Below are 12,144 nucleotides of genomic sequence, written 5' to 3'. Positions count from 1 at the left end.
GGTATGTTGGCGCTGGCGCGGCCGGCGTCCGGGGGGCGACGGCGGAGGGCGGCGGGGGCGTTAGACGACGGGCCCGTCGGGGGACGGGGGCGACGAGCGGCGCGTCCGCTCGGCGACGCGGTCGGTGAAAAACGAGAACCGAACGTCGACGGCGGCGTTACTTGCCCTGCCGGTCGTTCGAGGTGACGCTCGGGCGCGTCTTCTCGGTGCCCTTGCCGCGCTTGCGCTGGCCGCGGCCCTTGGTGCCGGCGGAGGTGAGCCCGCGGTACGCGCGACCCTTGTGGTCGTCCGAGCAGATCCAGTTCAGGTCGTCGTCGTTCTCGATTGCGGGGTGGGCGGGGTCCACGAGGATGACCTCGTGCCACTTCTGCGAGCCGTCCTCACCGACCCAGTAGGAGTTGAGCACGCGGAGGTTGCGGTACTTCCGCGAGGCGCGCTCCTCGGCGATGCGCTGGATCGACTTGCGCCGCGAGACGCGGTTGACGCCCTGGCGCTTCGAGCGGCGGCCGGCCTTGAAGCGCTGCTTGCGCGAACCGCCCTTGCGGACGCTCACGCGGGCGACGATGACGCCCTGCTTGGCCTTGTAGCCCAGCTCGCGGGCCTTGTCCAGCCGGGTGGGGCGCTCGATGCGCTCGATGGCGCCCTGGTCGCGCCACTCCTGTTTGCGCTGCCACTGTAGCTCAGCTAGTTTCCCCTCCTTGGGGGACCGCCACGCCTCCTTGATGTGCGAGTAGAAGCTTCGTGCCATTGTTGTCCGCGGACGGTTGCGATTCAGCCGCGAGGGGCCACATGTCGTCTCGTCCCGGGGCGCGCGGCGGTCGGTCCGACCGCGGCCCCGGCGGCGAGTGCCCGCTGTGTCCGCACCAGCGAGTTGACGGAAATATCCGCGGTTCACTCTTAACCGCTTCGCTCCGCGGGTCGCGTGGGTTGCGGTCGCACGGGTTCGGCGAGACGTTCGGTCCGAACTGACGGGCGAGATATTCGGTCGGGACGCACAGTCGACGGGCGCGGTCGGAACGCTCGAACCGGCCGCCGCTCGTCGATCGATTAAAGTTCAATTGTATCGATGAACCGCTAGTGGTACACATCGACGCCGCGCCGGCGGCACGCGGGCGCGACGGAGGGAGGTACCGGTGGGAGGTATGAGACTCCTCGTCGTCGCGGGAACGACCGCGACCGCCGCCATCGACGGAATCAGCGCTGCGGGCGCCGACCCGGAGCTACGCGTTCACACGCCGAGCGCCGACCTCGAAATCGTCGAGGCGGGGCGCCCCGCGCCCGACTCGCCCGTGCCGATGAGTCCGACGGGCTGCGCGACGCCCGCGGTCGTCACCCGCGCGGTCCGCGAGCTGCTCGGCCCGGAGACCCTTCCCGTCGAGTTCGTCGACGCCGGACTCGGCGCGCCGACCGCGGCGAGCGTCCGCGAGGTCGGCGCGTCCCCGGGCGGCGACGTCCGCGACCCCGAGCCGGTCCCGGAGGCGGCGACCGTCTTCGAGCGCGCGCGCTCGCTGGCGCCCGACCTCACCGTGTCCGGTGAGGGAGCCGCCCCCGAACGCGACGGCGACGGACCCGCCGAGCTGCTCGTCGCCGAGACGATTCCCGGCGGGACGACCACCGCGCTCGGAGTCCTGACCGCGCTCGGCGAGCGCGCCGCCGTCTCCTCGTCGCTACCGGCGAATCCGATCGAGCGCAAGCGGCGCGTCGTCGCCGAGGGGCTGGACGCGAGCGGCCTCGACCCAGGCGGCGCGGCGGACGACCCGATCGAGGCGGTCCGGCTGGCCGGCGACCCCGTCCTCGCCGGCGTTTCGGGGCTGATCGTCGGCGCGGCCGACGCCGGGATCGACGTGACCCTCGCGGGCGGCACACAGCTCGCGGCCGCGGCGGCGCTCGCCCGGCACGCGGGCGTCGAGCGACCGCGCCCGTTGGCGACCACGTCGCTCGTCGCGGACGACCCCACCGCGGACCTCCCGGCGCTCGCCGGCGACCTCGACCTGACGCTCGCGGCGGCCGATCCCGGGTTCGGCGAGAGCGACCACCCGGCGGTGGCGGCGTACGCCCGCGGCGAGGCGAAGGAGGGCGTCGGCATGGGCGGGGCGCTCGCGCTCGCGGAGCGCGCCGGGGTCGGCGACGACGCCGTCCGCGAGCGGGTCGCCGCCGTGGCCGACCGCCTGCTCGCGGATCGGACGGAGTCCGACGGGGGAGACGGGACTACCCCCGCGAACGGAGGCGACCGACGGTGAGGGGACTCGTCCTCGCCGGCACGGCGTCGGGCGTCGGCAAGACGGTGGCGACCCTCGCGACGATCCGCGCGTTCGAGAACGCCGGCCGGACCGTCCGGCCCGCGAAAGCGGGGCCGGACTTCATCGACCCGAGCCACCACGCCCGGGTCGCCGGGCGGCCGTCGCGCACCCTCGACCCGTGGCTTCAGGGGAACGACGGCCTCCGACGGAACTACGCCCGCGGCGACGGTGACGTCTGCGTCGTCGAGGGAATGATGGGGCTGTACGACGGCAGCGCCGCGAGCACGGCCGAGGTGGCCGCCGCACTCGACCTCCCGGTCGTCCTCGTCGTCGACGCGAGCGCCGGGATGGAGAGCGTCGCGGCGACCGCGCTCGGCTTCGCGACGTACGCCGACCGGACCGACCACGACCTTGACGTGGCGGGCGTCGTCGCACAGCGCGCGCACGGCGGCCGTCACGAGTCGGGGATCCGCGAGGCGCTCCCAAACTCGCTCGCCTACTGCGGCCGGATCCCACCCCGCGAGGATCTGGAGATCCCCGACCGCCACCTCGGACTACAGATGGGCGAGGAGGCACCGCTCGACTCGGCGGCGCTCGACGCCGCCGCCGAGACGCTCCGGACCGACCGGCTGCTCGATGTCGCGGGCGAACCGACGCTCCCCGCGACCGGCCCGGAGGCGAGACCGGCGGGCGGCGACAGCCGAGCGAACCCCGGAGACAGCGGCGACCGCCCGCGGGTCGCGGTCGCGGACGACGCCGCCTTCCGGTTTGTCTACCCGGCCACCCGCGAGCGGCTCGCCGAGCGCGCGACCGTAGTCCCCTTCGCGCCCGCGGCCGGCGACGACCTCCCGCCCTGCGACGGCGTCTACCTCCCCGGCGGCTACCCGGAGCTCCACGCCGCGGCGCTCGCCGACGGGCCCGCGCTTGCGTCGGTCGCGGACGCCGCGACCGAGGGGACGCCCGTCCTCGGCGAGTGCGGCGGGCTGATGGCCCTCGCGGAGACGCTGACGACGGCCGACGGCGACAGCCACGAGATGGCGGGCGTCCTCCCCGCGAGCGTCGAGCGCCGGGAGCGGTATCAGGCGCTCGACCACGTCGAACTCCGCGCCCGCCGCGGCGCGCTCACGGCGGCCGCCGGGGATCGGCTCCGCGGCCACGAGTTCCACTACTCCGCGGCCGAGGTCGCCCCCGACGCCCGGTTCGCGTTCGACGTGGAGCGCGGGACCGGCATCGACGGCGACCGGGAGGGGCTGACCGAACACCGCACGCTCGGGACGTACTGTCACGTCCACCCCGAGAGCGGGGCGTTCGACGCGTTCCTCGACGAGGTGACGGGATGACGGGAGCCGCCGCGCCCGTCGGGGCCACCGAGCCGGCCGTCGCCGCGCAGGTCGCTGAACCCGCCGCCGCGCTGATTGCTCCGGCTGCCACGCTCCTCGCGCCGGTCGCGCTCGCCCTCGCGCTGGATCTCGCGGCCGCGGAGCCGCCGCACCGCGTCCACCCAGTCGCGCTGTTCGGGACCCTCGTCGGCCGGTTCGACCGGGAGTGGGGCCGCCCTCTGCTCGTCGGCGTCGCGGTCGCGGCCGGCCTCCCTCTCGCCGCGGCCGCACTCTGCGGCGGGGTCGTCTGGCTGGCCGCCGCGCACGGCCCGCGACCCGGCGGCGTCCCGGTCGCCGCCGTCGCCGCTGCGGCGGGCGTCTGCTTCTCGGTCGCGAGCCTCCGCATGCTGCTCGACGTGACCGGCGAGGTCGTCGCCGAGACCGAGACCGATCCCGACGCCGCCCGGGAGTCGGTCCGGGCGCTCGTCGGGCGCGACTCGGCCGACCTCTCTCCGGCCGCGCTCCGTAGCGCTGCGGTCGAGAGCGCCGCGGAGAACCTCGCGGACGGGTTCGTCGCACCGCTCGTCTGGTTCGCCGCCGGCGCGACCGGCGCCGTCGCGGTCGCGGCGGTCGGTGGGAGTCCCGGGGCCGGCACGACCGGCGTGACGGCCACGGTCGCCGGGAGCGCCGCGACCGTCGAGAGCGCGCTGGCGGCAGGGGTCGCGGCCGCGGCCTGGGTGAAGGCGGTGAACACGCTCGACTCGATGCTCGGCTACCGGTCGAAGCCGGTCGGCTGGGCCAGCGCCCGGCTCGACGACGCCGCGATGTTCCTGCCGGCGCGGGTCGCGGCGTGCTGTCTCGCCGTCGCGGCCCGGTCGCCCGGGAGCCTGCGGCGCGCCCGGTCGCTGGCCCGCGAGCCGGCGTCGCCGAACTCGGGCTGGCCGATGGCGACGGCCGCCGCCGCGCTCGGCGTCCGCCTAGAGAAGCCGGGGGCGTACGTCCTCGACGGCGGTCCGGAGGCGCCGTCGCCCGCGGCCGCCCGCGACGCCGTGCGGCTCGTCGGCGTCGCCGGCGGGGTCACCGTCGCGGCCGCGGCGGCGTGGGTCCTCACGCTCGCGGGGGTGGGCGCGTGGTCCTGACCAGACTGGTCGCGGCGCTCCGCGGCGCGCTCGGGTTCCTCTCCCGGATCCCCGTCGGCCGCACCGACCGCGACTGGGGGGCGTTCCGGCAGACGCCAGCGGCGATGCCGGCGGTCGGGTACGCGATCGGGGCGCTCGTCTCGCTCCCGGTCGTCGCGGCCGCGCTGGTGCCGGTTCGGGTGCCGCCGCTCACGGTCGGCGTCGCGTTCGCCGCGTGGCTCTCCCTCGTCACCGGGATCACCCACCTCGACGGCGTCGCGGACCTCGGCGACGCGGCGGTCGTCCACGGCGACGCCGAGCGGCGGCGGGCGGTCCTGAAAGACTCCGCGCTCGGCGTGGGCGGGACGGTCGCGCTCGCGCTCGTCGTCGCCGGGCTCGTCGCCGCGGGGGCGGCGGTCACGGGCGTCGCGGCCCGCTCGCTCGGCGACGCGGTCGCCCTCGTCGTCCTCGCGGAGGTGGGCGCGAAGGCCGCGACGGCGGCGCTCGTCTGCGTCGGCGACGCCCCGCACGAAGGGCTCGGGTCGGCGCTGACGGCGGCCTCCGGCCCGCGGGCGCTCGCCGGCGTCGCACTCGTGACGACGCCCGCGGCGCTGGGCGCGCGGGCGGGCCTCAGCACCGGGGGCGCCGGCGTCGTCGCGGCCGCGATCACCGCCGCGGTCGTCGTCGCCGCGCTCGCGTTCGCGTGGGCGCGCTCGCGGCTCGGCGGGGTCAGCGGCGACGTGCTCGGCGCGACGAACGAGCTCGCCCGCGTCGTCGGGCTACACGCGGGGGTGATCGCGTGGACGCTCTCGTGATGTGCGGCGGCCGCGGCACGCGACTCGACCGTGAGGGCGAGAAGCCGCTCGCGCCGGTGGCCGGGCGGTCGATGGTCGACCGGACGCTCGACGCCCTCGCCGCGAGCCGGGTCGAGACCGCGTACGCGGCCGTCTCGCCACACACGCCGCGGACCCGCGAGCGACTGGGCGAGCGGGTGAGCGGGGGCAGACGGGTCGCCGACGGCGCCGAACGAGGGGCGGGATCGGTCGAGGTGACCGTCGTCGACACGCCGGGCGACGGGTACGTCGCGGATCTTCAGGCGGCGCTGGCCGAGGGTCCGGAACCGCCGGTCCTCACGGTCGCGGTCGACCTCCCGCTGCTTGACGGGCCGGCGGTCGACGCCGTCCTCAACGCCCACGCCGCGGCCGGGGGCGAATCGTTGTCGATCCGCGTCCCCGCCGCACGCAAGCGCGGGCTGGGCGCGAGCGCCGACGCCGCGACCCGGTACGACGACGGCGACGGCGACGAAGCGGCTGGCGAAGCCGTGGACCCGCCCGACGAGCGCGTCCCGGCCGGCGTCAACGTCGTCGGAGCGATCGACGGCGCGGGCGACGAGGCCGTCCGCGCGACCCGCGACGCCCGCCTCGCGCTCAACGTCAACCGCCCCGGAGACCGTCGGCTCGCCAAGCGGATCCTCGCCGGCGACCGGGATGCCCCTACCCTCCCGAGCGGCGGAGTCGACTGGCTCGGCAAACCGGAGCCCGCCGAGGGGGGTGACCGGCCGTGAACCGCGAGCGGGCGGCGGCGCTCGGACGCGAACCCCACGGGAGTACCGACGACCCGGACCTGCTGGACTTCAGCGCGAACACGAACCCGGCGGTCCCGGCAGGCGTCGAGCGCGTCTACCGCGCGGCCTTCGAGACGGCGCGGACGTACCCGCCGGAGCCCCCGGAAGTGTTCCGGGCGGCCGCGGCCGACTACGTCGGCTGCGAGCCCGAAAATGTGGTCCCGACGCCCGGCGGGCTGGCCGCGATCCGGACGGCGATCGCGCTCGCGGTCGACCCGGGCGACTCGGCCCTGCTCCCCGCGCCGAGTTTCGGCGAGTACGCCCGCGAGGTCCGACTTCGGGGCGGCGATCCCTCGTTCGTCGACGCCGAGCGCGTCCTCGACGCCGACCCGCGCGGCCACGCCCTGGCGGTCGTCTGTACGCCGAACAACCCGACCGGGGCCGGCTACGACCGCGAGGCGCTGCTCGCGTTCGCGGAGCGTTGCCGCGCGGCCGACACCGTGCTGCTCGTCGACGAGGCGTTCCTCGGGTTCACCGAGCGCGAGTCGCTCGCGGGCACCGACGGCGTCGTCGTCGCGCGGGCGCTCACCAAGCTGTTCGGGCTCCCCGGGATCCGGGCCGGATTCGCGGTCGCGACGGGCGACCTCGGCGCGGCGATGCGGGGCGCGCGCCGGGCGTGGAACGTGAGCGCCCCGGCGCTCGCGACCGGGGAGTACTGCCTCCGGCAGACGGAGTTCGTCCGCGAGACCCGCGACCGCGTCCGCCGCGAGCGCGGGCGGCTGCGGACCGGCCTCGGCGAGCGGTACGACGTGGCGCCCTCCGCGGCCCCGTTCCTGCTCGTCGACGTCGGCGACCGCGACGTGGACCGCGTCGTCGCGCGCGCCCGGGAGCGGGGCGTCGCCGTCCGCGACGCGCGGACGTTCCGGGGCCTCGACTCGCACGTCAGGGTCGCGGTCCGCCGCCCGGCGGAGAACGACCGACTCCTCGCGGCGCTCGGCGTCGACGGCGAGGAAGACGACGACGAAGCGGACGCCGAGACGGGAGACGGCGGCGGAGGTGGGGACGCCGATGTTTGAGGCGACCGTCAGCGAGGGCGTCCTCCGGCTCCGGCGGCCGGGGACGCGCTGGCTCTCGACCGGGTGGGACGGCGGGCGGTCGCGGGCGGCGACCGCGTACAACGTCACCGTCCCGAAGGGGTTCGCCCGGACCGACCTCGGGACCTACCGCGACGAGCGGCTGGCGCGAGCGGGGTTCGCCGCCGAAGCGGACGGGCGGAGCGCCGAGGGGAGCGACGGCGACCGCGACGCGCCGCCGACGCTGTTCACGGGCGTCTCGATGGAGCACGCCCGCGGCGCGCGGCTCGGGCCGGTCGTCGCGTACGCGACGGTCGGCCTCTCGAACCCCGCGATGCTGCCGATGGAGCCGACGGACGAGGGCGAGCCGGTCGATTCGGGCGCCGACGCCGCCGGCTCGCCGGTCGACCCCCCCGGAACGGTGAACCTGATCGTCGGCGCGACGCGGCGGCTCGCCCCCGGGGCCGCGGCGAACCTCGTCGCGGTCGCGGCCGAGGCGAAGACGGCGACGCTGCTCGCGGGGGCGGGGATTCCGGGGACGACGAGCGACGCCGTCGTCGTCGCCGACGATCCGGAGGGCGAGCCGGCGGAGTTCTCCGGGAGCGCCACGGCGGTCGGCGGGGCGGCCCGCGCCTGCGTCCGGGACGCGGTCCGCGCGAGCCTGCGGTCGCGGTACCCGGACGGCGACGTGCCCGGACCGGCGGCCGACGCCGAACACGGCGTCGTCACCGGCGACCGGGCGGAGGTTTTCGACCCATGACCACGAACCACGACGACACCGACGACGAGGAACCGATCGACGCGCACGAGGAAACACCGACCGACGCCGGCGAGGGAGCCGCAGGCGACCGCGCCCGCACCCCGGGCGGCGGCGCGGCCCCGGAGCCGGAGCCGATCGAGCCGGCCGCCCCCGAGGAGTTCGGACTGGTCCAGGCGTTCTGGGGCGACGGCAAGGGGAAGACCACCGCGGCGATGGGGATGGGCTTCCGGGCCGCGGGCCACGGCTACCGCGTCCACATGCTCCAGTTCATGAAGGGCGGCGCGGACAGCGTCGAGGGCGTCAGGGGCGAATACAACGCGATCGCGGCCGTTCCGGGCTTCACCTACGAGAACGCCGGTCACTACGGCTGGCACGGCCTGCTCGACGGGTCGGCCGACGACGAGCACGAGGCGAAGGCGGCGGCCGCCTTCGACCGCGCGGAGGCGCTCGTCATGGGCGCTGCGGAGGCAGACCTGACCGAGCCGCTCGCACTCGACGGGGCGCCCGAGGCGGGCGTCCACCTGCTGATACTCGACGAGCTGCTGTACGCGGCCGACCGCGGGCTCGTCGCCCCCGACGAGGTCGTCCGCCTCGCCGAGTCGAAGCCCGAGGACCTCGAACTCGTCCTCACCGGAAGCCACGCCGAACCGGACTATCTTGACGGCGTCGCCGATCTGATCTCGAACGTCCGCAAGGTCGCCCACCCGTTCGACGACGGTCAGCGGGCGCGCAGGGGGACGGAGTACTGACGATGAGGGCCGCGCGACCGTGACCGACGCCGGCGCGGACGAGGGCGGCGGGGCCGAGGCGGACCCGGAGAGTGACGCCGACACGGTGCTGATCGCGGGTACCGCGAGCCACGTCGGCAAGAGCACGCTGGCGGCCGGGCTCTGCCGACTGCTCGCGCGGCGCGGCGTCTCGGTCGCACCGTACAAGGCCCAGAACATGAGCAACAACGCGCGGGTCGCGCTCGCCCCGGACGGCGAGTGGGGCGAGGTCGGCGTCTCCCAACACGTCCAGGCCCGGGCGGCCGAGACCGTGCCGACGACCGACGTGAACCCCGTCCTGCTCAAGCCGCGCGGCGGCGGCGAGAGCCAGGTGATCGTCGACGGCGAGGCGGTCGCGAACGCTCCGGCGTCGGCGTACTACGACGACCACTGGGCGACCGCCCGCGACGCCGCGGTCGCCGCCCACGAGCGCCTCGCGGCCGACCACGACGTGATCGTCGCCGAAGGCGCGGGGAGCATCGCCGAGATCAACCTCCACGACCGCGACCTCGCGAACGTCGAGTGCGCGCGGTTCGCGGACGCGGCGATCCTGATCGCGGTCGACATCGAGCGCGGCGGCGCGTTCGCGAGCCTCTACGGGACCCTCGAACTGCTCCCCGACGACCTCCGCGAACGCGTGTGCGGCGCCGTGATCACGAAGTTCCGTGGCGACCCGGCCCTCCTCGAACCCGGGATCGACGAGATCGAGGCCCGAACCGGCGTGCCCGTCGTCGGCGTCGTCCCGCACGACGACCCGGGGCTCCCGGCGGAGGACAGCCTCTCGCTGCCCGACGCGGCGACCGCCGAGGACGGAAGCGGTGGCGGCGGGACCGGTAGCGGCGGCGTCCTCGGCACCGACGACGGCGTTCCGGACGACGAGGCCGTCCGGGTCGGGGTCCCGCGGCTGCCGCGCATCTCGAACTTCACCGACCTGGAGCCGCTCGCGCGCGAGCCGGGAGTCCGCGTCGCCTACCTCCCGCTCGACGCCGCGCTCGACGGAGTCGGCGCGGTGGTCCTCCCGGGGTCGAAGAACACCGTCGACGACCTGCTCGCACTCCGCGAGGCCGGCTTCGACGGCGCGCTGCGCGCGTTCGACGCCCCCGTGGTCGGCGTCTGCGGCGGGTACCAGCTGCTCGGCGAACGGCTCCTCGACGCGGCCGTCGAGGGCGTCGGCGACCGCGAAGCGGTTCCGGGGGTCGGCCTCCTGCCAGTCGAGACGCGGTTCTCGACGGAGAAGCGCGTCGAGCGCGTCACCCGGGCGGTCGACGGCGTCGGCCCGATCGCCGGCGCCGAGGGGCGCGCGACGGGCTACGAGATCCGCGCCGGGCGGACGCGGGTCCTCGACGACGGGGAGCGGGAGGCCGCGCCGACGCTGCTCGCGACCGAGCCGCTCGGTGCCGAGGGCGTCGCCACCGACCGCGTCCTCGGGACGTACCTCCACGGACTCTTCGAGACGCCGGCCGTGCGCGACGCCTTCGTCGAGACGGTCTTCGCGAGCGCGGGCCGGACGCGCCCGGACGCGACGACCGCCGACCGGTCGCCGTACGAGCGCGCGGCCGACCTCGTCGCGGACCACGTGGACCTGGCCGCCGCCGGGCTCGACGAGCTCCTCGGGTCCGCGGAGTGAGGCGACGGGGGATCCGAAGGCGGAAAGTATATTGTCCTAAACACCCAATACTGGCGCATGAGCGACGCAGCCGAAGCGAACGAATCGACGGGAGACGACGCGAAGACCGAGCGCGAGCGGATTCGCGAGCAGAAGCGCCGAGAGCTGGAAGCGCGCCTCGGCGACGGCGACGCGCTCAACGAGGGCGCCGGAACCGAGACGGGCGACGGCGGGGCGGCGACCCCGGACGAGCCGATCCACGTGAACGGACCGGACGAACTCCAGCGCACGGTCGACGAGCACGACGTCGTCCTCGTGGACTGTTATGCCGACTGGTGTGGCCCCTGTCAGATGATGGAGCCCACGATCGAGGCGCTCGCGGCCGAAAGCGACGCCGCGATCGCCAAGGTCGACGTCGACGCGAACCAGGCGGTCGCCCAGCAGCTGGGCGCGCGCAGCATCCCGACGCTCGTCCTGTTTGCCGGCGGCGAGGCGGTCGACCGGTTCGTCGGCGCGCAGGACCGGGCGACGCTCGAATCCGCGATCAACGAACACGCCGCCTGACGCGGCGGGAGAGCAGAGCCGTCAGTTCTCCGCGAGCGTCTCCTCCAAGAGCTTCCGCTGTGCGGTCGCGAGGTGCTCGGCGAACGTCGAGGGAGAGATGTCGAGCGCGTCGGCGACCGCGCTCGCGTTGGCGTCGCGGGGGCGTTCGAAGTAGCCCATGCGGTAGGCGGTCCGCAACACCTCGCACTGGCGATCGGTGAGGCGGCCGCGGTCGACGAGGGTCCGGTCCGACACCTCGTCGCCGCGCGCCGACCCCTCGACGAGGTAGCGGACCTCGACGCGCTCCGCCGTCCCGTCGAGCGCCGAGACGATGTCGCGCAGGCGTTCGAGGTCGGGGAGGTGAAGCGTCAGGAGGAGGACGCCGTCCTCGGCGCGGGCGTCCGCGATCGGGCAGTCGAGCTCCTCGATTATCCGGCAGGCGCACGCCCCGTCGCGCGGGCGGTCGTACCGGTACACCCGCTCGTCGCCGAGGTCGACGACCGAGGTGGGCGTCGGGACCCCCTCCGCGCGGTCGACCGCGTCCGGGTCGCGGGCGCGGAACTCCTCGGTGTGCGTGTCACCCACGTGCGTCCAGTTGACGCCGGTTATCGGTCCGTCGTGGACGGTCGACGCGGCGACGACCGGACACCCCTCGGTCCCGTGGATCGCGACGCCGGCGCGAACGCCCCCGTGCGCGGCCGCGACACCGTCGTCCGCCGGCTTCCCTCCGGTTCCCATCAGATCAGGGTTAGCACGACGGGTACAAATGCCTGATCCACGATACACCGGTCCCGTGACCGGGTCTCGCAGAGAACACCCGCAATACTGAGGGCCGGTCGGTATCGGTCCGCGCCCCGGAGTCGCAGCCGTGACACGAGCGATCCACGCACTCGGAGCGATCGCCCTGGCCGGCGCCGGGGGCGGAATGAGCGTCGCGGCGGCCGCGGGGTTGGCCGGCGGCGCCGGAGGCGGACCGAACCTGCTGGCCGGCGCGGTCGTCCTCGCGGTCGGCGCGGTGAGCCTCGGCGCCACCGTCGCGAGGGAGACCCGGGACGCGCTGCGGACGGACGGCTTCGGCGTCACGCGGACCGACCTCGGCAACGCGACCGCCGTCGCCGCCGCGGCGCCGGTCACGTACGCCCTCTCCGTGCGGG

The 12,144-nt window shown here is 75.6% G+C and carries 12 protein-coding genes and 1 pseudogene; 11 read left to right on the top strand and 2 right to left on the bottom strand.

Going from position 1 to position 12,144, the window contains the following annotated elements:
* Window positions 1-157: 157 nt before the first annotated feature.
* The gene (locus B9G49_RS14125; protein WP_049931415.1) at window positions 158-748 is read right to left on the bottom strand and encodes a 50S ribosomal protein L15e; all 591 of its coding nucleotides are present in this window, start codon (window positions 746-748) and stop codon (window positions 158-160) included.
* A gap of 385 nt (window positions 749-1,133) precedes the next feature.
* Between B9G49_RS14125 and B9G49_RS14120 the strand changes: the two genes are divergently transcribed.
* Genes B9G49_RS14120 through trxA form a run of 10 tightly spaced genes read left to right on the top strand, consistent with a single transcriptional unit; the run spans window position 1,134 to window position 11,011 of the window.
* Window positions 1,134-2,240 (top strand): nicotinate-nucleotide--dimethylbenzimidazole phosphoribosyltransferase, encoded by a 1,107-nt coding sequence (locus B9G49_RS14120; protein WP_086216798.1) that lies wholly within the window; start codon window positions 1,134-1,136, stop codon window positions 2,238-2,240.
* A complete protein-coding gene (locus B9G49_RS14115; RefSeq protein ID WP_086216797.1) occupies window positions 2,237-3,580 on the top strand; it encodes a cobyrinic acid a,c-diamide synthase in 1,344 nt (447 codons plus the stop codon). The genes B9G49_RS14120 and B9G49_RS14115 overlap by 4 nt, the downstream gene beginning before the upstream one ends.
* Window positions 3,577-4,698 (top strand): CobD/CbiB family cobalamin biosynthesis protein, encoded by a 1,122-nt coding sequence (locus tag B9G49_RS14110; RefSeq protein ID WP_086216796.1) that lies wholly within the window; start codon window positions 3,577-3,579, stop codon window positions 4,696-4,698. The genes B9G49_RS14115 and B9G49_RS14110 overlap by 4 nt, the downstream gene beginning before the upstream one ends.
* A complete protein-coding gene (gene cobS, locus B9G49_RS14105) occupies window positions 4,689-5,492 on the top strand; it encodes an adenosylcobinamide-GDP ribazoletransferase (RefSeq protein WP_086216795.1) in 804 nt (267 codons plus the stop codon). The genes B9G49_RS14110 and cobS overlap by 10 nt, the downstream gene beginning before the upstream one ends.
* Entirely contained in the window at window positions 5,492-6,241 is a 750-nt protein-coding gene (locus B9G49_RS14100) for an NTP transferase domain-containing protein (protein WP_086216800.1), read from the top strand. Before cobS ends, B9G49_RS14100 begins: the two co-directional genes overlap by 1 nt.
* Window positions 6,238-7,317, top strand: a complete 1,080-nt coding sequence (locus B9G49_RS14095; protein WP_086216794.1) for an aminotransferase class I/II-fold pyridoxal phosphate-dependent enzyme — start codon at window positions 6,238-6,240, stop codon at window positions 7,315-7,317. Before B9G49_RS14100 ends, B9G49_RS14095 begins: the two co-directional genes overlap by 4 nt.
* Entirely contained in the window at window positions 7,310-8,074 is a 765-nt protein-coding gene (locus B9G49_RS14090; RefSeq protein WP_086216799.1) for an adenosylcobinamide amidohydrolase, read from the top strand. The genes B9G49_RS14095 and B9G49_RS14090 overlap by 8 nt, the downstream gene beginning before the upstream one ends.
* Entirely contained in the window at window positions 8,071-8,823 is a 753-nt protein-coding gene (locus tag B9G49_RS14085) for a cob(I)yrinic acid a,c-diamide adenosyltransferase (protein WP_086216793.1), read from the top strand. Before B9G49_RS14090 ends, B9G49_RS14085 begins: the two co-directional genes overlap by 4 nt.
* A gap of 19 nt (window positions 8,824-8,842) precedes the next feature.
* Window positions 8,843-10,468: a cobyric acid synthase gene (locus B9G49_RS14080; RefSeq protein WP_086216792.1), complete on the top strand. Its 1,626-nt coding sequence runs from the start codon at window positions 8,843-8,845 to the stop codon at window positions 10,466-10,468.
* Window positions 10,469-10,525: 57 nt separating this feature from the next.
* A complete protein-coding gene (gene trxA, locus B9G49_RS14075) occupies window positions 10,526-11,011 on the top strand; it encodes a thioredoxin (RefSeq protein WP_086216791.1) in 486 nt (161 codons plus the stop codon).
* Between the two features lie 21 nt (window positions 11,012-11,032).
* On the opposite strand, the gene B9G49_RS14070 is transcribed toward trxA, so the two are convergent.
* Window positions 11,033-11,728 (bottom strand): helix-turn-helix domain-containing protein, encoded by a 696-nt coding sequence (locus B9G49_RS14070; protein WP_086216790.1) that lies wholly within the window; start codon window positions 11,726-11,728, stop codon window positions 11,033-11,035.
* 187 nt (window positions 11,729-11,915) lie between these two features.
* Here B9G49_RS14070 and B9G49_RS14065 point away from each other — a divergent pair.
* A pseudogene (locus B9G49_RS14065) lies at window positions 11,916-12,144 on the top strand (hypothetical protein); the annotation flags it as partial.

It is taken from the genome of Halorubrum sp. SD683 (genome assembly GCF_002135045.1).
Taxonomy (GTDB): Archaea; Halobacteriota; Halobacteria; order Halobacteriales; family Haloferacaceae; genus Halorubrum; species Halorubrum ezzemoulense.
This window is presented reverse-complemented; position numbering and strand designations above follow the sequence as displayed.

Excerpts from the sequence above, each read along its gene's own strand:
- B9G49_RS14085 (WP_086216793.1), top strand. The coding sequence starts at position 8,071 with ATGACCACGAACCACGACGACACCGACGACGAGGAACCGATCGACGCG.
- trxA (WP_086216791.1), top strand. The coding sequence starts at position 10,526 with ATGAGCGACGCAGCCGAAGCGAACGAATCGACGGGAGACGACGCGAAG.
- B9G49_RS14110 (WP_086216796.1), top strand. The coding sequence starts at position 3,577 with ATGACGGGAGCCGCCGCGCCCGTCGGGGCCACCGAGCCGGCCGTCGCC.
- B9G49_RS14090 (WP_086216799.1), top strand. The coding sequence starts at position 7,310 with ATGTTTGAGGCGACCGTCAGCGAGGGCGTCCTCCGGCTCCGGCGGCCG.
- B9G49_RS14100 (WP_086216800.1), top strand. The coding sequence starts at position 5,492 with ATGTGCGGCGGCCGCGGCACGCGACTCGACCGTGAGGGCGAGAAGCCG.
- B9G49_RS14125 (WP_049931415.1), bottom strand. The coding sequence starts at position 748 with ATGGCACGAAGCTTCTACTCGCACATCAAGGAGGCGTGGCGGTCCCCC.
- B9G49_RS14070 (WP_086216790.1), bottom strand. The coding sequence starts at position 11,728 with ATGGGAACCGGAGGGAAGCCGGCGGACGACGGTGTCGCGGCCGCGCAC.